We start from the raw sequence: 24,018 nt of genomic DNA, 5'->3' as shown, positions 1-24,018 counted from the left end.
CTAGAAGGAAGTCACTTGGTGGCTTCCTTTTGTCTTTAGAAAATACCTCTAAATATGGTAAAATAGTAGGAGAATAATGTGAGGAAAATGAATGTCAAATAGTTTTGAAATTTTGATGAATCAACTGGGGATGCCTGATGAAATGAGACAGGCATCTGCTTTATCACATGCTGATATTGAGCGAGTTGTAGTTCATAAAATTAGTAAGGTATGGGAGTTTCATTTCGTATTTTCTAATATTTTACCGATTGAAATTTTTTTAGAATTAAAGAAAGGTTTGAGGGAAGAATTTTCTAAGACAGGCAATAAAGCTGTTTTCGAAATCAAGGTTCTGTCTCAAGAATTTTCAAACCAACTCTTACAGTCCTACTATAGAGAGGCTTTCTCTGAGGGGCCATGTGCTAGTCAAGGTTTTAAGTCCCTTTATCAGAATTTGCAAGTTCGTGCTGAGGGCAATCAACTCTTTATTGAAGGTTCAGAGGCGATTGATAAGGAACATTTTAAGAAGAATCATCTTCCTAATTTAGCCAAACAACTTAAAAAGTTTGGTTTTCCAACTTTTATTTGTCAAGTAGAGAAGAATGATGTCCTGACTCAAGAGCAGGAAGAGGCCTTTCATGCGGAAAATGAGCAGATTGTTCAAGCTGCCAATGAGGAAGCGCTCCGTGCTATGGAGCAACTGGAACAGATGGCACCTCCTCCAGCAGAAGAGAAACCAGCCTTTGATTTTCAAGCAAAAAAAGCTGCAGCCAAACCCAAGCTGGACAAGGCGGAGATTACTCCTATGATCGAAGTGACGACGGAGGAAAATCGTCTGGTCTTTGAAGGGGTTGTGTTTGATGTGGAGCAAAAAGTGACCAGAACAGGGCGTGTTTTAATCAATTTTAAAATGACGGACTATACTTCAAGTTTTTCTATGCAAAAGTGGGTTAAGAACGAGGAAGAGGCTCAGAAGTTTGATCTCATCAAGAAAAATTCTTGGCTCCGAGTGCGTGGGAATGTGGAGATGAATAACTTCACACGCGATTTGACTATGAATGTGCAGGATGTGCAGGAAGTTGTTCACTATGAGCGGAAGGATTTGATGCCAGAAGGTGAGCGTCGGGTTGAGTTTCATGCTCATACTAACATGTCGACTATGGATGCTTTGCCAGAGGTAGAAGAAATCGTTGCGACAGCTGCTAAGTGGGGACACAAAGCAGTTGCTATCACCGACCACGGGAATGTTCAATCCTTCCCACACGGCTATAAGGCAGCTAAGAAAGCGGGAATCCAGCTGATCTATGGAATGGAAGCCAATATCGTGGAGGACCGTGTCCCTATCGTCTATAACGAAGTGGAGATGGACTTATCGGAAGCGACCTATGTGGTCTTTGACGTGGAAACGACAGGGCTATCAGCCATCTATAATGACTTGATTCAGGTTGCAGCCTCTAAGATGTACAAGGGGAATGTCATTGCTGAATTTGATGAATTTATTAATCCCGGGCATCCCTTGTCAGCCTTTACTACTGAGTTGACTGGAATTACAGATGATCATGTCAAAAATGCCAAACCACTAGAACAAGTTTTACAAGAATTCCAAGAATTTTGTAAGGATACGGTTCTAGTTGCTCACAATGCGACCTTTGACGTTGGATTTATGAATGCCAACTATGAGCGTCATGGTCTGCCAAAGATTAGTCAGCCAGTTATTGATACGCTGGAGTTTGCTAGAAATCTCTATCCTGAGTATAAACGTCATGGTTTGGGGCCTTTGACCAAGCGTTTTGGTGTGGCCTTAGAACATCACCACATGGCCAATTACGATGCGGAAGCTACTGGTCGTCTGCTCTTTATTTTTATCAAAGAAGTAGCAGAAAAGCATGGTGTGACCGATCTAGCTAGACTTAACATTGATTTGATTAGTCCAGATTCTTATAAAAAAGCTCGGATCAAGCATGCGACCATCTATGTCAAGAATCAGGTAGGACTAAAAAATATCTTTAAGCTGGTTTCCTTGTCTAATACCAAGTACTTTGAAGGGGTGCCACGGATTCCGAGAACGGTTCTAGATGCCCATCGAGAGGGCTTGATTTTAGGATCAGCCTGTGCAGAAGGCGAAGTTTTTGATGCAGTCGTTTCCCAAGGTGTGGATGCAGCGGTTGAGGTGGCTAAGTATTATGACTTTATCGAGGTCATGCCACCAGCTATCTATGCTCCCTTGATTGCCAAGGAGCAAGTCAAGGATATGGAAGAACTCCAGACTATTATCAAGAGTTTAATAGAGGTTGGAGACCGCCTTGGCAAGCCCGTTTTGGCTACGGGGAATGTCCACTATATCGAACCAGAAGAAGAAATTTACCGTGAAATTATCGTTCGTAGTTTGGGTCAGGGAGCGATGATTAACCGAACTATCGGTCATGGAGAACATGCCCAACCAGCACCTCTTCCCAAGGCTCATTTTCGAACGACCAATGAGATGTTGGATGAATTTGCCTTCTTGGGAGAGAAATTAGCTCGGGAATTGGTTATTGAAAACACCAATGCCTTGGCAGAAACCTTTGAGCCTGTTGAGGTTGTTAAGGGGGACTTGTATACGCCTTTCATTGACAAGGCTGAAGAAACGGTCGCTGAATTGACCTACAAGAAAGCTTTTGAGATTTATGGAAATCCGCTACCAGATATCGTTGATTTGCGAATTGAAAAGGAATTAACTTCTATTCTGGGGAATGGATTTGCTGTGATTTACCTAGCTTCCCAGATGTTGGTGCAACGTTCCAATGAACGGGGTTACTTGGTGGGTTCTCGTGGATCTGTCGGATCTAGTTTCGTTGCGACCATGATTGGGATTACAGAGGTCAATCCTCTCTCTCCTCACTATGTCTGTGGTCAGTGTCAGTACAGTGAGTTTATTACCGATGGATCTTACGGTTCAGGTTTTGATATGCCCAATAAGGACTGTCCTAAATGTGGTCACAAACTCAGCAAAAACGGACAGGATATTCCTTTCGAGACTTTCCTTGGTTTTGATGGGGATAAGGTACCCGATATTGACTTGAACTTTTCGGGTGAAGATCAGCCTAGTGCCCACTTGGATGTGCGTGATATCTTTGGTGAGGAATATGCCTTCCGTGCAGGAACGGTAGGTGCGGTGAAAGCTAAGATAGCCTATGGCTTTGTCAAGGGTTACGAGAGAGATTATGGGAAATTTTATCGTGCTGCAGAGGTGGAGCGTTTAGCCCAGGGAGCTACTGGGGTTAAACGAACAACTGGACAACACCCAGGGGGAATCGTTGTTATTCCGAACTACATGGATGTCTACGATTTTACGCCTGTCCAGTATCCAGCGGATGATGTGACGGCTGAATGGCAGACCACTCACTTTAACTTCCACGATATCGATGAAAATGTCCTTAAACTAGATGTACTGGGACATGATGATCCGACCATGATTCGGAAACTTCAGGATTTGTCTGGGATTGATCCTAATGAAATCCCTATGGATGACGAAGGTGTGATGGCTCTCTTTTCTGGTACTGATGTACTTGGGGTAACACCTGAGCAAATCGGAACGCCTACGGGTATGTTGGGGATTCCAGAGTTTGGAACCAACTTTGTGCGTGGGATGGTCGATGAAACCCATCCGACGACCTTTGCTGAGTTGCTACAGTTGTCTGGATTGTCCCACGGTACCGACGTTTGGCTGGGCAATGCCCAAGATTTGATTAAACAGGGAATTGCGGACCTATCAACCGTTATCGGTTGTCGGGACGACATCATGGTTTACCTCATGCATGCTGGTCTCGAACCTAAGATGGCCTTTACCATCATGGAACGGGTACGTAAGGGATTGTGGCTCAAGATTTCCGAAGAGGAGCGAAATGGCTATATCGAAGCAATGAAGGCCAATAAGGTGCCAGAGTGGTATATCGAGTCCTGTGGGAAAATTAAGTACATGTTCCCTAAAGCCCACGCGGCAGCCTACGTTATGATGGCCTTGCGTGTGGCCTACTTCAAGGTTCACCATCCTATTTATTACTACTGTGCTTACTTCTCAATCCGTGCTAAGGCTTTTGATATCAAGACCATGGGTGCGGGCTTGGAGGCCATCAAACGCAGAATGGAAGAAATCGCTGAAAAACGGAAGAACAATGAGGCCTCTAATGTGGAAATTGACCTCTATACAACTCTTGAAATCGTCAATGAAATGTGGGAACGTGGTTTCAAGTTTGGCAAATTAGACCTCTACCGTAGTCAGGCGACAGAGTTCCTCATCGATGGGGATACCCTCATTCCGCCATTTGTTGCTATGGATGGTCTGGGAGAGAACGTTGCCAAGCAGTTGGTACGAGCACGTGAAGAAGGAGAATTTCTTTCTAAAACAGAATTGCGTAAGCGTGGAGGGCTTTCATCAACCTTGGTTGAAAAGATGGACGAAATGGGCATCCTCGGCAATATGCCAGAGGATAACCAGTTGAGTTTGTTTGATGAATTGTTTTAAAAAATTGCTTATTTTGATCAAGTGGACAAAATATGTCCACTTGATTTGTTATAATTCTCTTAAAAATAATAGAAAAGAGAGTATAATATGGTGAATCAAGAAATTTTAAATTCTAATGTGTCAATTGAAGAGGAAATTTATAATTTTGAAAAAGGCTTGAAAGATGATGGGAATGATTGGACCGGATTCCCACAAATAGACTTAAAAGAAGATTCTCAATGTATTTACATTTGCGGTATTTCAGAGACTGATAGATGGCATTTGTTTTATTATACGTTAACTAAAATAAAACCTGCTACTCCAATAGCATCACTTGCATATTATCGAGTGAGAGATAATTTGATTTCTTCTAAAGATAGTCAATGGATAAAACTGCAAATGGAGTATACAGAGTATGATTGGCTTTTTCTGAATGGAGTTCAATTTTTGGGAGAGGCTGATCAAAGGGTACAGGAATACTGGATGCAGCGATTCAAAGAGAGTAAGAAAAGAAACAAACTCTTCATTGTATATTCAGACTGCTTACCCGAAGACTTAAAAAATATGCCTGAATCCGTAGTTGAGTTCTTCGAATCTGGCATAGTGGTACAGTTGAAATCATCTAAGGGCTAGTTTATTTTGCTTTAATCGTTTTGAATATAAAGTGCTAGTTAGACTATAGAAGTGATAATAATGTACTGGAAATAGTATTGTTTGAATAATATGTAGAAGGACTGGAAATGAATGATCAAGAGAGACTGCTAACGATTTTTTTACGTTTACAGTTTGGGACTCCGTTAGGAAAAAAGCAACTGGCTCAGGAATTTGAGGTTAGTGAAAAGACGATACAGAGAGATTTTTCGCTACTCCGTGATATTTTATCTAGTCACACCAGTTATAGTGGAGATTTGCTTTATAACCGTAAAACGAATAAGTATTGTTTAGCAAGTAAGTCAGTTTTTAATAAAAAGGATATTCTCGTTATTTCAAAGATTTTATTGGAAAATCGAGCACTGAATAGACCAGAAATTGCTAGTTTACTACATAATTTACTGGTCTTAGTTCCCCGTGATGATCGGAAAGAAATCGAGCAGATTATTGGAAGTGAAAAGCTGAACTATGCTCCCTTAACGGATCAACAAAATAGAATAGAGAAAATTTGGAATTTATCAGAAGCTATTTTGCATGAACAGGTTCTAGATATTATCTATCAAAAACCTTATTCTGAATCTTCTAAGAGGCAGACTGTTTTGCCAGTCTCTCTTTATTATGATAGTCATTATTTCTATCTAGTTGTCTACCAGTTGAAACATGCTACTTATATTACTTTAAGAGTAGACCGTATCGAGTCATGGTCTCTTAGTGATATAGAGAAACCCTCTATTTCTTATCGAGATAAATTTAGAGATGGCGACATTCGTAACGAGAGAGTAGATGCTTTTATCGGGAAGAAAATCAGTATTGAAATCGAGTATTTGTACGATCCGACGATTGTGATGGATCAATTTCCAAATGCAAAAACAGTTGGGAAAAATGGCGACTGGACTCATTTTAAGTTTGAGAGTCAGCATACACCGGGGCTTAAACGCTGGTTGTTGGGGCAAGGGGAAGCAGTTACTGTTTTGTCTCCTCGGATTTTAGTGGAGGATATGAAGCAAACAGTTCAAGAAATGCTAGATAAATATAATAGATGAGGATAAAATGACTATTCAATTTACTTCTAAAAAGGTTGGAGAACTATTGAAAGAAGGGAATTTGCGGATTCCTTCTTATCAAAGACCTTATAAATGGAACAGAAAACATATCCGTAATCTTTTTTATGATTTACGAGATGCTATGGGGAAAAAGGAATATCAGATTGGTTCCGTTATCTTACATGAAAATGATGGATATGATATTGTCGATGGACAGCAACGGCTAATTTCAATTTCCTTGTTTCTTCATTTATTAGATAGATTAGAGAATTATAAGGGTGCTAAGCAACTGCTGAGTGCTGCTGTATTTGGAGAGCTATCTTGCTATCATGCGAGTGAAAATTATAATGAGTGGGAAAATTTGACTCAATTGGTTGGCGAAAATCAGGCAAAAGATATTTGCAATTTTTTATTGGAAAATTGTTCTGTCTCCGTGATTACTATGCCAAAGAAACGATTATCTGAAGCCTTTCAGTTATTTGATTCTCAGAATAATCGTGGAAAATCTTTAGAACCTCATGATTTGCTCAAAGCCTATCATCTTCGCAAGCAAGATTCCGAAGATGAAAGAATTGTGGAAAAGTGGGAGCAATTTGTAGAAGATAAAGATTTAAGTCTCAAAGAGTTATTTGATAAACATCTTTTTCGTATGAGACGTTGGTCGCGAGGAGAGACAGGATTGACAAACAAGCGTTATGGATCTTATCTCCGTTTTACAGAGGATTTTATTGACGATTTTAAAGGCGTTGATTTGAATCAGAACTTTCCATACTTAGAATTGTATCGTCATATTGAAAAGCTCCCTATGTCCATTACTATGCCAATCATTGATGGAAGTAAATTTTTTGAGTATATTGAATCTGCTCATGAAACTATTAGAGTTCATAAAAAATTTTTAAATAAAAAGTTAGGATTCTCTAATGAGTCAGAGAAGGAAGAACAAAATTTGGCTTACCCAGAAGGTATGTTAAACATTTACAATAGCTCAAAAGGACGCTACCTCAAGTGTCACAATATATTCCTAAATATTTGCTCGCTTTTCGCAGATAGATTTGGAAAAGAGGAGCTATCAAAGGAGATAGTAGAGACCTTGTTTATTTGGTCTTATTACCCTCGAGTTAAGTCTAAAGCTATATATGATGCAACGGTAGGGAAATACGCCGCTGGTGGAAGTTTTAGACAAAAAGAGGCTCAAAAGCTATTTCAACTTTTATCCCATGCTGTTACTCCGAATGATTTCATGATCAAGATAGATAGAGAATTATTTGAAAATTATACTGTGGACAAGATTATAGAAGAGGAAAAAGATAAATGGTAGAAACACATATAAGCTTATCAGTTAATCGTTTGTTAAATGAAGATACCTATGCTATTCCTCTTTATCAGAGAAATTTTGCTTGGACTTATGATGAAATTGAACAGTTATTGAACGACGTAGCAGATGCTTTTCAAGAAAATAGAGATAATTACAATTACTATATTGGAACATTAGTCGTTAATAAAGAGAATGACCTTTTCAAAATCATAGATGGGCAACAACGAACAACAGCCCTTAATTTGATTGCCTTAGCTTTGAAGCATGAGTTTGGTTTTGATAGATTGAAAGCTGTCAAGCTTACCTTTCCAGCTAGGAAGAAATCAAATAAGAATATTCAAGATCTATTTGCCAAGAAAAAAATTTTAGAGGGAGATGAAAATGAGCTGACTAGAGGCTACAGACATGCTAGAGACGCATTGAAAAAAGTGCTAGAGGAGCGCCAGCTTAATCCTCAGTCTTTCGTTGATTATCTTTTTGATAAGGTCATCATTTTTCGGAGTATACTTCCTGAAGATTTAGATTTGAATCTTTATTTCGAACGTTTCAACTCTCGAGGAGAACAACTAGAGGCTCATGAGATTCTTAAGGCACAAATGATGTCTAAATTTGGTGAAGATCAAGAAATGGCACAAAAATTTGCGAGAATTTGGGACGCCTGTGCAGAATTTGATAAGCCGGTAATAAAAACTTTTCAAATCCGAAGTAGACCAAACAATTCTGATGAAGAGGGGGAGAAAATTTTTGGTAAAGAATTTACTAACTTCAAATTGGAAAGTGTATTTGAGAAAATAAGAGTAAAAAAAATTGAGCAACGAAGTTTACTAGATGCAATTATTCAGACAAAATATGAAAGTAGTAGCTTAGTAAATAATGGAGTAGATATTTCAAATTATACGACTGTAATTGATTTTCCAACATTTTTGCTTCAAGTTTTTTTCATCATGGAAGGAAATGATGAAACTACATTTGATGATAAAAAATTATTGAAAATTTTTGAAATTGAACGACGAGATAGAGAATGGGTCCAACAATTTGGGCAACTACTTCTGACTATGAAGCATATATTTGATACGTTTATCGTAAAAAGTGTCCAATTAGAAAATGAAACCGAATGGCAAATCAAACGAGGTCAGTATGAGACATATCAACGAAATGAAAATAGAGGATGGAAATATGTTCGAATTAATTATCAAAACAATACTTTTGACAATTTAAACAAAAACATTATTCTCCTCCAATCCATGTTTGCTGTGACCTTTACTGCTAATCGTGACAGTCGTTGGTTATATGAAATCTTGCAATTCCTCTTTAACCATATTGAAGAGCTAAATCAAACAGAATTTGCTAGTCAGTTTAAGGATTTTCTTGAAAAAATGGCAGTGAGATATGCTGAGGAAAGATTGTTTACCGAAGATAAAAGTATCAAAAAATATGGGGCAATTCCTGTTTACGCTTTTAACTTTGTAGATTATGTTTTATGGAAAAATCGTGAAGAATTGAAGAAAGATTACGATATTGAGTTTAAAGATTTTAAATTTGCTTATCGTCGCTCCGTAGAACATTGGTATCCTCAGAATCCAAATGGACATGATGGAGAGAGCCAATTACCTGCTGAGTTTTTACATTCCTTTGGCAACCTTTGTATTATTACCGATAGTCAGAACTCCAGGTTTGGCAACTCCTATCCAGAAGCTAAATTAAAACAATGGGAAAAAGAAGATATATTCCATCGCCAGAGTTTAAAATTACAGATGATGGCAGAGATAACTTCTAAAAAAAATAGATGGGATATTGGTGAGATTCAATCTATGGAAAAAGAAGTGGAAAGATATGTACAAAATTTTTGTAATAGCTAATTAAAACAAGCTTCAGTAAGCTTGTTTTTTAAAATACCAATATATGTGATATACTAGTAAGGGAGGATATTTCATGAAACTAAGAATTTTTGCGGAAGATAAGCCGGCTGAGAAGGTATTTGAATATCAATTAGAACTTGCTGATCAGACAATTCTTCTATCAACAGCACTCTTGTCAGGTGCCATTGCTTTAGCAGGATTATTCTCTGCTTTGAAAGAAAAATAAAAATAGAAAAGAGAAAATTACATGGTTTTACCAAATTTTAAAGAAAATCTAGAAAAATACGCTAAGCTTTTGGTTGCAAACGGAATCAATGTGCAACCTGGTCATACCTTGGCTCTCTCTATCGATGTGGAGCAACGTGAGTTAGCTCACCTAATCGTCAAAGAAGCCTATGCCTTGGGTGCGCATGAGGTTATCGTTCAGTGGACAGATGATGTCATTAACCGTGAGAAATTCCTCCATGCGCCGATGGAGCGTTTGGACAATGTGCCAGAATACAAGATTGCTGAGATGAACTATCTTTTGGAGAACAAGGCTAGCCGTCTTGGAGTTCGTTCATCTGATCCAGGTGCTTTGAACGGTGTGGATGCTGACAAGCTATCAGCTTCTGCTAAAGCTATGGGACTTGCCATGAAGCCAATGCGTATCGCAACTCAATCCAACAAGGTTAGCTGGACGGTAGCAGCCGCTGCTGGACTTGAGTGGGCTAAGAAAGTCTTTCCAAATGCTGCGAGCGACGAAGAAGCAGTCGATCTCCTTTGGGACCAAATCTTCAAAACTTGTCGTGTCTACGAAGCAGATCCTGTTAAGGCTTGGGAAGAGCATGCAGCTATCCTCAAGAGCAAGGCCGATATGCTCAATAAAGAGCAATTTTCAGCTCTTCACTACACAGCTCCAGGGACAGATTTGACACTTGGTTTGCCGAAGAACCATGTTTGGGAATCAGCTGGTGCTATCAATGCGCAGGGCGAAGGATTCTTGCCAAATATGCCGACAGAGGAAGTCTTCACAGCGCCTGATTTCCGTCGTGCAGATGGTTATGTAACGTCTACAAAACCGCTTAGTTATAACGGAAACATTATTGAAGGTATTAAGGTGACCTTTAAGGATGGACAAATTGTGGATATCACTGCAGAAAAAGGCGATCAGGTCATGAAAGACCTTGTCTTTGAAAATGCGGGTGCGCGTGCCTTGGGTGAATGTGCCTTGGTACCAGATCCAAGCCCAATTTCTCAGTCAGGCATTACCTTCTTTAACACCCTTTTCGATGAAAATGCGTCAAATCACTTGGCTATCGGTGCAGCCTATGCAACTAGCGTTGTTGGTGGAGCGGAGATGAGTGAAGAGGAGCTTGAAGCTGCGGGGCTTAACCGTTCAGATGTTCACGTAGACTTTATGATTGGTTCTAACCAAATGGATATCGATGGTATCCGTGATGATGGGACGCGTGTACCACTCTTCCGTAACGGAGATTGGGCAAATTAAGGAGATAATATGTTAGGAAGTATGTTCGTTGGTCTCCTAGTGGGATTTTTAGCAGGTACTCTGACCAATCGTGGAGAACGCATGGGATGTTTTGGAAAAATGTTTCTCGGATGGATTGGTGCCTTTATAGGCCACTTGCTTTTTGGGACTTGGGGACCGATAATAGCAGGAACTGCCATTATTCCGGCAGTACTAGGTTCCATGATTGTCTTAGCGATTTTTTGGAGACGAGGAAGTTAATTTCTTAAATCTGATACTCAATGAAAATCACAGAGCAAACTAGGAAACTAGCCGCAGGTTGCTCAAAGCACTGTTTTGAGGTTGTAGATAGAACTGACGAAGCCAGCTCAAAACACTGTTTTGAGGTTGCAGATAGAACTGACGAAGTCAGTAACCATACATACGGCAAGGCGACGTTGACGTGGTTTGAAGAGATTTTTGAAGAGTATGAAACGAAAAGGAGGTTGGTCATTGTACCAGCCTCCTTTTGATATGATATAATAGTTCTATGAGATTGGATAAATTTTTAGTTGACTGCGCTGTAGGGAGTCGGACAGAGGTCAAAAACATGCTTAAGGCTGGGCGCGTGACGGTAAATGGTAAAAAAGAGAAATCAGCTAAATTGCAGATTGATGAAGAAAGAGATGATATTCGCTTTGATGGGCAAGTGTTGGAGTATGAAGAGTTTGTCTACTATATGATGAACAAGCCTCAAGGAGTTATCTCAGCGACTGAGGATCCTAAGCACAGAACGGTGTTGGACTTGCTGGATGATATTGCTCGGAGCAAGGAAGTTTTCCCAGTAGGACGCTTGGATATTGACACGCATGGTCTTTTGCTCTTGACCAATGACGGCAAGCTTGCCCATGCTCTTCTTTCACCCAAGCGTCATGTGGACAAGACTTATCTGGCTCAGGTCAAGGGAATTATGGCCCAAGAAGATGTGGAGATATTTGCTGATGGTATTCCTCTCAAAGACTTTACTTGTCAGCCTGCTAAACTGGAGATTCTTTCTACAGATGCAGAAAAGAATCAGAGTCAAATCCGTGTGACTATTGCAGAAGGGAAGTTTCATCAGGTCAAGCGTATGGTGGCCTACTGTGGCAAGGAAGTAGTAGACCTACAGCGTTTGACTATGGGAACTTTAGTCTTGGATGAGAACTTACAACGAGGGGAATGGCGTCGCTTGACCAAGGAAGAGTTAGAAATTCTCCTTGCTAGTATTGCTTAATTTAGTTTATATTTGAAAAAGGTAAGAGACAATGTCCTTGCCTTTTATGTTTTTCAGTTGCTTCCTTTGTAAAAAGCGTTATAATAGACTGTAGAATAAAAGGAGGAATCTATGAACGCGATTCAAGAATCATTTACTGATAAACTATTTGCCAATTATGAAGCAAATGTAAAATACCAAGCGATTGAAAATGCTGCTAGTCACAATGGAATTTTTGCAGCTCTAGAACGTCGCCAAAGCCATGTAGATAACACACCTGTTTTCTCATTGGATTTGACCAAGGACAAGGTAACTAACCAGAAAGCATCTGGTCGTTGCTGGATGTTTGCGGCTCTCAACACCTTCCGCCACAAGCTCATCTCACAATACAAACTGGAAAATTTTGAGTTGTCACAGGCCCACACATTCTTCTGGGACAAGTATGAGAAATCAAACTGGTTCTTAGAGCAAGTCATTGCGACTGCAGACCAAGACCTAACTAGCCGTAAGGTTAAATTCCTACTTCAAACTCCACAACAAGATGGCGGTCAATGGGATATGGTCGTTGCACTCTTTGAGAAATACGGTGTCGTTCCTAAGTCAGTTTACCCTGAGTCTGTTTCCTCTAGCAGCAGTCGTGAGCTAAATGCCATTCTTAATAAATTGCTTCGTCAAGATGCTCAAATCTTGCGTGACTTACTAGCTTCTGGCGCAGACCAAGCGACTGTTCAAGCTAAGAAAGAAGACCTCTTGCAAGAGATATTTAACTTCCTCGCCATGTCTTTAGGACTTCCACCACGCAAGTTTGACTTTGCTTATCGCGATAAAGATAACAACTACAAAAGTGAAAAAGGAATCACACCACAAGAGTTTTACAAGAAATATGTCAATCTTCCTTTAGAAGACTACGTTTCTGTTATCAATGCTCCAACTGCTGATAAACCTTACGGAAAATCTTACACAGTTGAGATGTTGGGGAATGTGGTTGGTAGCCGTGCAGTTCGCTACATCAACGTTCCAATGGAGCGCTTGAAAGAATTGGCGATTGCCCAAATGCAAGCAGGTGAGACTGTTTGGTTTGGTTCTGATGTCGGCCAGCTCAGCAACCGTAAGGCTGGCATCCTTGCGACAGATGTTTATGACTTTGAATCAAGCATGGACATTAAACTTACTCAAGACAAGGCTGGACGTTTGGACTATAGTGAAAGCTTGATGACCCACGCCATGGTCTTGACAGGTGTTGACTTGGACGAAAATGGTAAGTCAACCAAGTGGAAGGTTGAAAACTCATGGGGAGACAAGGTCGGTACAGATGGTTACTTTGTTGCCTCAGACGCTTGGATGGACGAATACACATATCAAATCGTTGTCCGCAAAGAATTGCTGACAGCAGAAGAACAAGCTGCCTATGAAGCAGAACCAATTGTACTCGCACCATGGGATCCAATGGGGGCCTTGGCCGAATAAAAGTATAGAAAAAAGGAATCAGATTTTAGAACCTGATTCCTTTTAAGTTGCTTGATTACATGATGTGAAGAACATGTGCCACAATACCCACTGCGAAGAGTGCAAGGATAATAGTGATTGGAGATACTTTTTTCTTAAGCAAGTACATGCAAAGGAAAGTAAGGAGTAGTCCTGATAGTCCAGGAATCAACATATCCAAGTTTTGTTGGAAAGTAGTAACTTTTTCAGACGTTTGAGACAATCCTTGTCCTACTTGTGCGAATGCTTCTTGGATACCTTTAGATCCTTCTGGCAATTTATCCCAATGGATATAAGCCTTTTCATCTAGTTGAACTTTGGCAACATCGAAAGCAAATTTAATATTTACCCAACGTTGAACAAGGACAGCAAGAATGAACATACCAAGGATAGAAGCTCCTTTAGTGATGTCTTGAAGGATACCGCCAGACATATCTTTAGTGATTTCTGATCCAGCCTTGTATCCAATCTCTTGTGTATACCACAAGAATGACATACGAATCAAGTTCCAAAGAACGAAGAAGAGGATTGGACCTAAGATATTACCAGTAAGGGCAAGTGAAGCACCGAGTGATCCAAGGATTGGGCGTACTGTAAACCAGAATACTGGGTCACCGATACCAGCAAGAGGTCCCATCATACCGATTTTAACCCCTTGGATAGCAGCGTCATCGATTTCAACACCGTTAGCACGTTCTTCTTCAAGTGCAAGAGTAACCCCCATGATTGGAGCGGCTACGTATGGGTGAGTGTTGAAGAACTCAAGATGGCGTTCAAGAGCAGCGATTTGATCTTCTTTTTTAGTGTAAAGTTTTTTAAGAGCTGGAATTAATGAGTAAGCCCAACCCAAGTTTTGCATACGTTCATAGTTCCAAGAACCTTGTAAGAAAGTTGAACGCCACCAAACTTTTTTACGATCTGATTTAGTTAATTGAAGTTTTTCAGTCATGATGTTTTCAGTCCTTTCTTATCTTAGTAGTCTTCTAGGATATCGCCGATTGGGTCGTTAGAAGTTGCGGCTCCTCCGCCACCATTTCCACCAGTTTTAGAAAGGTGAAGGTAGATAAGAGCGATAGCAACACCGATAGCACCAAATCCGATTAGAGTAATATCTGACACGGCAGCAAGCACGAAACCGATAGCGAAGAATGGCCATACTTCACGAGTTGCCATCATGTTGATAACCATAGCGTAACCAACGGCAACGACCATACCACCACCGATAGCCATACCATCTTTGAGCCAATCAGGCATAGCATTTAGAATGCTTTGTACGGTTTCAGTTGGTACCATTAGAAGGAGTGCTGCAGGGACTGCAATACGAAGACCTTGAAGAAGAAGTGCGACAAAGTGAGCACGTTCAACTGCTTTGAAGTCACCTTTTTTAGCAGAAGCATCAGCAGTGTGAACCAATCCGACAGAGAGTGTACGGACAATCATAGTCAAGAATAGACCAGCAACTGCAAGAGGGATAGCAACCGCTTGGGCAACACCGATACCTGTCTTAGTAAAGTCGCCACCAAGAACCATGATAATGGCAGCAGCAACAGAAGCAAGAGCAGCGTCAGGAGCTACGGCAGCTCCGATGTTAGCCCAACCAAGGGCGATCATTTGAAGAGAACCACCAAGGATAATCCCTGCTTCAAGGTTACCAGTAACAAGACCGATAAGGGTACAAGCTACGATTGGTTGATGGAATTGGAACTGGTCGAGGATACCTTCAAGACCTGCTAGGAAGGCTACAACGACTACTAAAACCATAGAAATAATAGACATCTTTAAAATCCTTTCATAAAATCGATTATTGCACGTTTGCTTTGTTGATCAAGTCAAACAAATCTTTTTTCGTGTCGTTTGGTACTTTACGTACATCAAATTCAACACCAAGGTCACGCATTTTTTCAAATGTAGCAACGTCTTCTTTATCCATAGACAAAACGTTGTTAACCATTGTTTTACCAGTTGAGTGAGCCATTGATCCAACATTAAGAGTTTTGATTGGCACGCCACCTTCGATAGCACGAAGGGCATCTTGAGGTGTTTCAAACAAGATAAGGGCATGTGTTCCTCCGAAGCGAGGATCTTTTGCAACGTCGATTAGTTTTTGGATAGGAACAACGTTTGCTTTCACTTTACCTGGAGCTGCTTGTTTAATCAATTCTTTACGTAATTCGTCTTTAGCTACGTTATCTGAAGCAACGATGATACGGTCTGCTTTTGAATCTGGAGTCCAAGCAGTTGCAACCTGACCGTGAAGTAAACGAGTGTCTAGACGGGCAAGGTTGATTTTGAGTTTACCGTCTCCGATGACAGTTCCTTCTGGAATAGCAGCTTGGGCAACTGGAGCAGCTGCAGCGCTTGCTACTTCCTCAACTGGGTTTAGCTCTTCTGGAAGAGCTTTGATGCCATCTTTGGCTTCTTTAATAATATTCGCAGCGACTTTTTCTACACCTGCAGCAGCGTCCATGAGGCGCTCTGTGTAGGCTTGAATTAACATCGGTAAGTTCAGTCCTGTGATGATGGCAAACTTACGCTCAGGATTTTCTCCCATCACGCGACTAGCTTGGTTAAATGGAGATCCACTCCAAAGGTCAGCCAGAACTAGAACCTCATCTTCTGCGTCAAATGCAGCAACAGCGTTATTAAACTTAGCGTATAGATCATCAGGACCTTCATTTGGCATAAAGGTTACAACTTGAACCTTTTCTTGTTCACCAAAGATCATAGATCCTGACTGATGAATACCCGCAGCAAATTCGCCGTGGCTCGCAATAATGATTCCGATACTCATTATTGTCATTCCTCCTTTTTTGTTTTGGTTTTCGTTTAAGAAAACTTTAAGACTTTTTAAGTATAAACCGTTTTCATCTAAAAATCAACTATTTATCATAAAATAATTAAAAAGATTACATCTGAAGATATTGATATATTGAGTTTTATAGAAGTTTTTTTGAATCCTTATTTAAAAATTTAATATAAAAAAGTTGGAAGCGTATTCCAACTTTTTTATAGGTTTTTATTAGATTAGTGGGTGAAATCGAGTACCATACGTCCTTGGATTTGACCTTTTTCCATTTCGTCGAAAATGGCTACGGCATCTTCTATTGGACGTTTTTGAACAACTGGAACTACTAAACCTTCTGCACCGAATTGGAAGGCTTCTTCCAAGTCTTTACGAGTTCCTACAAGAGAACCGATGACTTGGATTCCATCTAGAACGGTTTTTACGATACTTAGTTCCATCATTTCAGAAGGAAGGCCGACAGCGACAACGCGACCACCAGCACGAACTGAGTCAACAGCCTGGTTGAAGGCAACTTTAGATACAGCAGTTACGACAGCTGAATGAGCTCCACCATCAGTTTTTTCCTTGATGAGTCCAGGTACATCTTCAACTTCTAGGCCGTTAATAACAATGTCAGCACCTACTTCTTTTGCAAGGACAAGTTTGTCGTTATTGATATCAACTGCGATGACATGAGCATTGAATACTTTTTTAGCGTATTGAACAGCTAGGTTACCAAGTCCACCAGCGCCGTAAAGAACAACCCATTGGCCTGGTTCAACTTTGGCCTCTTTAATAGCTTTATAGGTTGTTACACCAGCACATGTGATAGAAGAGGCTTGGGCTGGATCAAGTCCGTCAGGAACTTTGACAGCATAGTCTGCAGTTACGATACATTGTTCAGCCATACCTCCGTCTACTGAGTAGCCAGCATTTTTTACTGTACGGCAAAGGGTTTCGCGACCAGTTGTACAGTATTCGCAAGTGCCACATCCTTCAAAGAACCAAGCAACGCTGACGCGGTCACCGACTTTAAGGCTTTTCACATCTGGGGCAATTTCTTTAACGATACCAACACCTTCGTGACCTAGGACACGTCCTGGTACCTGACCAAAGTCACCATGGGCAACGTGGAGGTCAGTGTGGCAAACACCACAGTATTCAATTTCTACAAGTGCTTCCCCAGTTTCAAGTGGACGGAGTACTTTTTCTTCAACAGCAACACCAGTGCTTTCTGGATTTACAACAACAGCTTTCATAGCTATCCTCCTTGATATTGACCGAGAACAGGGACAACGGGACTGGATTGATTTTGTGTCAACAGAGTCGAGTATGACGAGCTCTCTTGTATTTATATGTGAAGTATATCACAAAAGAAAGCCTTTTCCAAGGTTTTGGAGTCAAAAAGTAGAACAATCGATTAACTGGTTGATGAGACTGTGAAAAGAGCACAAAGACCAGCTCGCAAGCTGGCCAGAATGGACTATAAGAATAAGTCTTGCAGGGTTTTGGCAACACCGTCTTGGTCATTTGTCAAGGAAATTTGCTCATCTGCATAGGGGAGTAGCTCTGGGTTGGCATTTTTCATTGCATAACCTTTCCCAGCAAAAGCGAGCATTTCGGTATCGTTGTGTTCATCTCCAAAGGCAATCAAATCCTTTTTATCGCGGTTCATTACCTTGAGCAAGTAGTCCAAAGCAAAGGCCTTATTAACTCCTTTGGGTGTACACTCAAGGATATTGAGCGGACCTCCCCAGGTATTAATAGAAAGTTGATGCTGGTAGAAGGCGTTCATTTCTTTTGCCAAGGCATACTTGTCACTGGCTCTGGTCTGTAATAGGATACAGTTAGGATCTTTGGTCACTAATTCAGGTTGAAATTGATCTTCAGGGTGGAAAGCTTCTACGCCAAATAGTTTGGGATTGGCAATTTCTTCATTAGGATTTGTAATGTAGAATTTTTTACGGTATTCTCCAGCGATAAAATCGGCTTGAATGTCTTCTGAACGTTGAACCATATCTAGCAGATATTTTTTGTCTACAGTCAAACACTTTTCAAAATCCCAAACTTGGTCTGGTAAATGAGTAAGGGAGCCGTTGAAATTAATCATAGGAGTGTTTAAGTCTAGTTCACGGTAAAAATCTTTTGACATGCGGTAAGGGCGCCCTGTCGTAATAATAACTTGATGGCCTTTTTCAGTAACTTTTTTTATGATTTTTTTGGTAAAATCAGAAATTTGACTGTCTGAGTTGAGCAGGGTTCCATCTAGGTCAACTGCAATAATTTTTTTCGTCATATGGACCTTTCTAGTGTCTTTTCAGATAAGATGTCTTCTATTATAACAAAAAGCAGGCAGAAAAGCAGATTCCAAACAAAAAATGAAATTTCATCAATTTCTTAAATAAATCAAACAAAGATATTGAAAAAGTGAATGATAAATGATATAATTCTATTATTGTTCGTAAAAATTAAAAGGAGATTGATAATGGACAAATTATTTAAACTAAAAGAGAACGGTACAGACGTTCGTACAGAGGTTCTCGCTGGTTTAACAACTTTCTTTGCAATGAGCTATATTCTCTTTGTAAACCCACAAATTCTTTCGCAAACAGGAATGCCTGCTCAGGGTGTATTCCTCGCAACGATTATCGGTGCAGTTGCTGGTACCCTGATGATGGCCTTCTACGCCAACTTACCATATGCTCAAGCGCCAGGTATGGGACTCAATGCCTTCTTTACCTTTACAGTTGTATTCGGGCTTGGTTATTCATGGCAAGAAGCCCTAGCTATGGTCTTCATCTGTGGAATTATCTCATTGATTATTACCTTGACAAATGTTCGTAAAATGATCATTGAATCGATTCCCAATGCTCTTCGCTCAGCTATTTCAGCTGGTATCGGTGTCTTCCTTGCCTATGTAGGGATTAAGAATGCTGGACTTTTGAAATTCACGATTGATCCAGGAAACTATATTGTTGTAGGAGAAGGGGCTGACAAAGCCCAAGCAACGATTGCAGCAAACTCTTCAGCGGTTCCAGGATTGGTCAGCTTTAATAATCCAGCTGTTTTGGTGGCTCTTGCAGGACTTGCCATTACTATCTTCTTTGTTATCAAAGGGATTAAAGGGGGAATTATCCTCTCTATCTTGACAACAACTGTTCTTGCTATTGCAGTTGGTTTGGTAGATTTGTCTAGTATCGATTTTGCTAATAACCATGTTGGTGCAGCCTTTGAAGACTTGAAGACAGTCTTTGGTGCAGCTCTTGGTTCAGAAGGTTTGGGAGCTTTGATTTCAGATACAGCTCGCTTGCCTGAAACTCTAATGGCTATTCTAGCCTTCTCATTGACAGATATTTTTGACACGATTGGTACCTTGATTGGTACAGGTGAAAAAGTTGGTATCGTAGCGACAAATGGTGAAAATCACCAATCAGCTAAGTTAGACAAGGCTCTTTATTCAGACTTGATTGGTACTTCAATTGGTGCCATCGCAGGTACTTCAAACGTAACGACTTATGTTGAGTCTGCTGCTGGTATCGGTGCAGGTGGACGTACTGGTTTGACAGCCTTGGTCGTGGCAATCTGTTTTGCGATCTCAAGCTTCTTTAGCCCACTTCTAGCGATTGTACCAACAGCCGCTACAGCTCCAATCTTGATTATCGTTGGGATTATGATGTTGGCTAGCTTGAAAAATATCCATTGGGACGATATGTCTGAAGCGGTTCCTGCTTTCTTCACATCTATCTTTATGGGATTCAGCTACTCTATCACTCAAGGGATTGCAGTTGGCTTCTTGACTTACACTTTGACTAAGCTTGTCAAAGGTCAAGCTAAAGATGTTCATGTCATGATTTGGATTTTGGATGCCTTGTTTATCCTTAACTATATCAGCATGGCACTATAAATGCTATAATATAAAAAGGGGTTCTCCCCTTTTTATATTATAGTTACTTGAAAATTGCTTCAAACTAGGTAGGTGATTTTGATTGAATGGTAGGAGTATGATTGATGATAAAAAAGAATATTTGGGGTGAAGTATTAAACAGGGGGAAGTGGTTAATAATCTTTCTAGTAGGGCTTTTGTTTTCTCAGTTTCCTTTAGCCCTAGCAACTTTTCTAACTAGCAGAAAATTTCCACTGCTTCAAGCTGGACTATTAGTAGGGGCCGTATCTCTTGTAGTTTTAACTGTATTTATAATAGGTGCTAGGAAAACACAGTTGGCTAGTTTTGGTTTATCGTTTTTCAAGGCTAAGGATTTGGCTAGATTGGCCTTAAGCTATCTAGTGATTCTTGCCTTTAATATTCTTGGTGTGGTCTTACTGCGTTTGATGAATGAAACAACAACCAGCAATCAATCAAATATTAATGATTTGGTCCAGAATAGTTCCTTAATTTCCAGTTTTTTCTTACTGGTTCTAATAGCTCCTATTTGTGAGGAGATTTTATGTCGAGGAGTGATTCCTAAAAAACTCTTTCGTGGTAAAGAAAATGTGGGTTATATAGTCGGTGCTATTATCTTTGCCTTGCTTCATTTACCGACAAATCTACCTTCTCTTCTTATCTATGGAGGAATGTCAACTGTGCTAACTTGGACAGTTTATAAAACCCAACGTTTGGAAATGTCTATCTTACTTCACATGATTGTTAATGGGGTTGTTTTCTGTTTGTTGACTCTTGTGGTGATCATGAGTCGGACATTAGGGATTTCTGTTTAAGATTTTTGACAATTGCTTACTTGTTTCTATTGGGAAAAAGATGAATGCAATCGTGTCCATCTTTTTCTTTTTATGGTAAAATAGAGAAATAATATGATGAAAAGCCTTGAGGGAGTGACCGATATGTCAAGTAAAGCCAATCATGCAAAGACAGCTATTTGCGGAATTATCAATGTAACCCCAGACTCCTTTTCGGATGGTGGTCAATTTTTTGCTCTTGAGCAGGCACTTCAGCAGGCTCGTAAATTGATAGCAGAAGGGGCTAGTATGCTAGATATCGGCGGAGAATCAACTCGGCCGGGAAGTAGCTATGTTGAGATAGAAGAGGAAATCCAGCGTGTTGTTCCAGTGATCAAAGCTATTCGCAAGGAAAGTGATGTTCTCATCTCTATTGATACTTGGAAGAGTCAAGTAGCAGAAGCTGCTTTGGCTGCTGGTGCCAATCTAGTCAATGATATCACTGGTCTAATGGGTGATGAAAAAATGGCTCATGTGGTAGCTGAAGCGAGAGCGCAAGTGGTCATCATGTTTAATCCAGTTATTGCTCGACCTCAGCATCCTAGCTCGCTCATCTTTCCTCATTTTGGTTTTGGACAAGCTTTTACAGAGGAAGAGTTAGCTAACTTTGAAAAATTGCCAATCGAAGAGTTGATGGAGACTTTCTTTGAACGTGCACTAGCGAGAGCAAATCAAGCTGGAATCGCACAAGAAAATATCCTGTTGGATCCAGGAATTGGCTTTGGTCTGACCAAGAAAGAAAATCTACTTCTTTTACGGGACCTGGATAAATTACATCAGAAAGGCTATCCAATCTTTCTTGGAGTGTCGCGCAAGCGGTTTGTCATCAATATTCTTGAAGAAAATGGTTTTGAAGTCAATCCTGAGACAGAACTTGGTTTCCGCAATCGAGATACGGCTTCGGCTCATGTAACTAGTATCGCTGCAAGACAAGGTGTAGAAGTGGTGCGCGTGCATGATGTAGTTAGTCACAGGATGGCAGTTGAAATTGCCTCCGCCATTCGTCTGGCTGATGAAGCGGAAAATTTAGATTTAAAACAATATAAATAAGATGAAAGAAATCGAAAATAATCAGTGGATTGCTAACTACCGGACGGACCAACCGCATTTTGGCTTGGAACGAATGGTGGAACTGTTAGCTTTGCGTGGCAATCCCCATTTCAAACTCAAGGTCATCCATATCGGAGGGACCAATGGCAAGGGTTCGACCATTGCTTTTTTGAAAAAGATGCTGGAAAAGCTAGGCCTGAGAGTTGGCGTGTTTAGCTCGCCCTATCTCATTCATTACACAGACCAGATGAGCATCAATGGGGAATCTATCCCCGAGGCTAGACTTGAAACTCTCATGGCAGACTATCAGTCTTTGCTGGAAGGAGAAGCGGCCGCTAATTTACAGGGCACAACCGAGTTTGAGATTATCACAGCCATAGCTTATGATTACTTTGCCTCAGAGCAAGTAGATGTGGCTATCATGGAAGTGGGCATGGGTGGACTTTTGGATAGTACCAATGTCTGTCAGCCTATTCTGACAGGAATTACAACTATTGGCTTGGATCATGTGGCCCTACTTGGTGACAACTTGGAGGCCATAGCAGAGCAGAAGGCAGGTATTATCAAACAAGGAATTCCATTGGTTACAGGTCGCATTTCTCCAGATGCTTTGGCTGTGATTGACCGCATTGCGGAAGGGAAAGATGCGTCGAGACTTGCCTACGGGGCAAATTATCAGGTCAGCCATCAAAAGAGTGTGGTGACAGGCGAAGTCTTTGACTATACTAGTTCTTTCAGACAAGGTCGCTTCCAGACAGGTTTGCTAGGTTTGCACCAGATAGAGAATGCTGGGATGGCCATAGCTTTACTTGATACTTTTTGTCAAGAAGATGATCGAGAACTAGCAAGCAATCACTTGCTTGCTCAAGCCTTGGAAGAAACAAGTTGGCCAGGGCGTTTGGAAATCGTGTCAAGAGATCCCTTGATGATTTTGGATGGAGCCCACAATCCCCATGCTATCAAGGCTTTAGTAGCAACCTTGCAAGAACGCTTTGCGGATTATCGTAAGGAAATCCTCTTTACTTGTATCAAAACCAAGGTCTTGGAGGATATGTTGGACTTGCTGGGGACAATGCCAGATACCGAGCTTACCCTGACACATTTTGACGATAGTCGGGCGACTGATGAAAGCGTGCTGGAAGAGGCAGCTAAGTCTAGAAATCTCAGCTATCAGGGTTGGCAGGATTTTCTAGAGCAGAAATTAACAGATAAAAAAGAAGAGAAAAAAACAGTTAGGATTGTCACGGGTTCCTTGTATTTCTTGAGCCAAGTGAGAGCCTATCTGATGGAGAGGAAAAACGAGAATGGATACACAAAAGATTGAAGCAGCTGTAAAAATGATTATCGAGGCTGTCGGAGAGGACGTTAATCGCGAGGGCTTGCAGGAAACACCTGCTCGTGTTGCCCGTATGTACCAAGAGATTTTTTCAGGTCTTGGTCAAACAGCGGAGGAACATTTGTCAAAATCCTTTGAGATTATCGACGATAATATGGTGGTAGAAAAGGATATCTTTTTCCATACCATGTGTGAGCACCACTTCTTGCCATTTTATGGGAGAGCGCATATTGCCTACATTCCAGATGGTCGTGTGGCAGGTTTGTCTAAACTTGCCCGTACGGTTGAAGTTTATTCTAAAAAGCCGCAAATTCAAGAGCGTTTGAATATCGAAGTGGCCGATGCCTTGATGGACTATCTAGGTGCTAAAGGAGCCTTTGTTGTCATTGAGGCGGAACATATGTGTATGAGCATGCGTGGTGTTAGAAAACCAGGCACTGCAACCTTGACGACAGTAGCTCGTGGTCTATTTGAAACAGATAAGGACCTTCGAGACCAGGCTTATCGTTTAATGGGACTATAATACTCTTTGAAAATCAAATTCAAACCACGTCAGCTTCCATCTGCAACCTCAAAACAGTGTTTTGAGCAGCCTGCGG

At 40.7% G+C, this 24,018-nt stretch carries 21 protein-coding genes; 16 read left to right on the top strand and 5 right to left on the bottom strand.

From position 1 onward, the window contains the following. The first annotated feature begins 91 nt into the window (after positions 1-91). From QM424_RS09335 to pepC, 11 genes are all read left to right on the top strand, one after another. Positions 92-4,483: a PolC-type DNA polymerase III gene (locus tag QM424_RS09335; RefSeq protein WP_414394415.1), complete on the top strand. Its 4,392-nt coding sequence runs from the start codon at positions 92-94 to the stop codon at positions 4,481-4,483. 87 nt (positions 4,484-4,570) lie between these two features. Further along, positions 4,571-5,095, top strand: a complete 525-nt coding sequence (locus tag QM424_RS09330) for a DnaA ATPase domain-containing protein (RefSeq protein WP_140833282.1) — start codon at positions 4,571-4,573, stop codon at positions 5,093-5,095. A gap of 107 nt (positions 5,096-5,202) precedes the next feature. Beyond that, positions 5,203-6,156, top strand: coding sequence for a helix-turn-helix transcriptional regulator (locus QM424_RS09325; RefSeq protein ID WP_042749966.1), 954 nt, complete (start codon positions 5,203-5,205; stop codon positions 6,154-6,156). A 7-nt stretch (positions 6,157-6,163) separates the two neighbouring features. Next, positions 6,164-7,474, top strand: a complete 1,311-nt coding sequence (locus QM424_RS09320; protein ID WP_224219009.1) for a DUF262 domain-containing protein — start codon at positions 6,164-6,166, stop codon at positions 7,472-7,474. Beyond that, entirely contained in the window at positions 7,468-9,330 is a 1,863-nt protein-coding gene (locus QM424_RS09315; protein WP_140833286.1) for a DUF262 domain-containing protein, read from the top strand. Before QM424_RS09320 ends, QM424_RS09315 begins: the two co-directional genes overlap by 7 nt. A 73-nt stretch (positions 9,331-9,403) precedes the next feature. Further along, positions 9,404-9,556 (top strand): hypothetical protein, encoded by a 153-nt coding sequence (locus tag QM424_RS09310; RefSeq protein ID WP_000776626.1) that lies wholly within the window; start codon positions 9,404-9,406, stop codon positions 9,554-9,556. Positions 9,557-9,577: 21 nt separating this feature from the next. After that, the gene (locus QM424_RS09305; RefSeq protein WP_414394411.1) at positions 9,578-10,819 is read left to right on the top strand and encodes an aminopeptidase; all 1,242 of its coding nucleotides are present in this window, start codon (positions 9,578-9,580) and stop codon (positions 10,817-10,819) included. Positions 10,820-10,828: 9 nt separating this feature from the next. After that, positions 10,829-11,059, top strand: coding sequence for a GlsB/YeaQ/YmgE family stress response membrane protein (locus QM424_RS09300; protein ID WP_000901572.1), 231 nt, complete (start codon positions 10,829-10,831; stop codon positions 11,057-11,059). Positions 11,060-11,079: 20 nt separating this feature from the next. Beyond that, positions 11,080-11,310 (top strand): hypothetical protein, encoded by a 231-nt coding sequence (locus QM424_RS09295; RefSeq protein WP_414394409.1) that lies wholly within the window; start codon positions 11,080-11,082, stop codon positions 11,308-11,310. 17 nt (positions 11,311-11,327) lie between these two features. Beyond that, entirely contained in the window at positions 11,328-12,050 is a 723-nt protein-coding gene (locus tag QM424_RS09290) for a pseudouridine synthase (protein ID WP_414394407.1), read from the top strand. A gap of 111 nt (positions 12,051-12,161) precedes the next feature. After that, complete coding sequence (gene pepC / locus QM424_RS09285) at positions 12,162-13,496, top strand: aminopeptidase C (protein ID WP_414394404.1); 1,335 nt, start codon at positions 12,162-12,164, stop codon at positions 13,494-13,496. Between the two features lie 55 nt (positions 13,497-13,551). Here pepC and QM424_RS09280 read toward each other — a convergent pair whose 3' ends face one another. From QM424_RS09280 to QM424_RS09260, 5 genes are all read right to left on the bottom strand, one after another. Continuing rightward, complete coding sequence (locus QM424_RS09280) at positions 13,552-14,463, bottom strand: PTS system mannose/fructose/sorbose family transporter subunit IID (RefSeq protein ID WP_000136865.1); 912 nt, start codon at positions 14,461-14,463, stop codon at positions 13,552-13,554. A gap of 23 nt (positions 14,464-14,486) precedes the next feature. Further along, a complete protein-coding gene (locus tag QM424_RS09275; RefSeq protein ID WP_000022716.1) occupies positions 14,487-15,290 on the bottom strand; it encodes a PTS mannose/fructose/sorbose transporter subunit IIC in 804 nt (267 codons plus the stop codon). A gap of 25 nt (positions 15,291-15,315) precedes the next feature. Then, positions 15,316-16,305, bottom strand: a complete 990-nt coding sequence (locus QM424_RS09270; protein WP_004258131.1) for a PTS sugar transporter subunit IIB — start codon at positions 16,303-16,305, stop codon at positions 15,316-15,318. 233 nt (positions 16,306-16,538) lie between these two features. Next, positions 16,539-17,558, bottom strand: a complete 1,020-nt coding sequence (gene adhP / locus QM424_RS09265; protein WP_414394400.1) for an alcohol dehydrogenase AdhP — start codon at positions 17,556-17,558, stop codon at positions 16,539-16,541. 224 nt (positions 17,559-17,782) lie between these two features. Continuing rightward, positions 17,783-18,595, bottom strand: a complete 813-nt coding sequence (locus QM424_RS09260) for a Cof-type HAD-IIB family hydrolase (RefSeq protein ID WP_414394397.1) — start codon at positions 18,593-18,595, stop codon at positions 17,783-17,785. A 189-nt stretch (positions 18,596-18,784) separates the two neighbouring features. On the opposite strand from QM424_RS09260, the gene QM424_RS09255 reads away from it, so the two are divergent. From QM424_RS09255 to folE, 5 genes are all read left to right on the top strand, one after another. After that, complete coding sequence (locus QM424_RS09255; protein WP_050262483.1) at positions 18,785-20,203, top strand: NCS2 family permease; 1,419 nt, start codon at positions 18,785-18,787, stop codon at positions 20,201-20,203. 104 nt (positions 20,204-20,307) lie between these two features. Next, positions 20,308-21,015: a CPBP family intramembrane glutamic endopeptidase gene (locus tag QM424_RS09250; protein WP_261026306.1), complete on the top strand. Its 708-nt coding sequence runs from the start codon at positions 20,308-20,310 to the stop codon at positions 21,013-21,015. Between the two features lie 93 nt (positions 21,016-21,108). Then, the gene (gene folP / locus QM424_RS09245; protein ID WP_414394393.1) at positions 21,109-22,083 is read left to right on the top strand and encodes a dihydropteroate synthase; all 975 of its coding nucleotides are present in this window, start codon (positions 21,109-21,111) and stop codon (positions 22,081-22,083) included. Between the two features lies 1 nt (position 22,084). After that, a complete protein-coding gene (locus tag QM424_RS09240) occupies positions 22,085-23,407 on the top strand; it encodes a bifunctional folylpolyglutamate synthase/dihydrofolate synthase (RefSeq protein ID WP_414394391.1) in 1,323 nt (440 codons plus the stop codon). After that, entirely contained in the window at positions 23,388-23,942 is a 555-nt protein-coding gene (folE, locus tag QM424_RS09235; RefSeq protein ID WP_000380921.1) for a GTP cyclohydrolase I FolE, read from the top strand. The genes QM424_RS09240 and folE overlap by 20 nt, the downstream gene beginning before the upstream one ends. The last annotated feature ends 76 nt before the right edge of the window (positions 23,943-24,018 follow it).

This window comes from Streptococcus mitis, from assembly GCF_047464945.1.
Lineage (GTDB): Bacteria > Bacillota > Bacilli > Lactobacillales > Streptococcaceae > Streptococcus > Streptococcus mitis_EA.
This window is presented reverse-complemented; position numbering and strand designations above follow the sequence as displayed.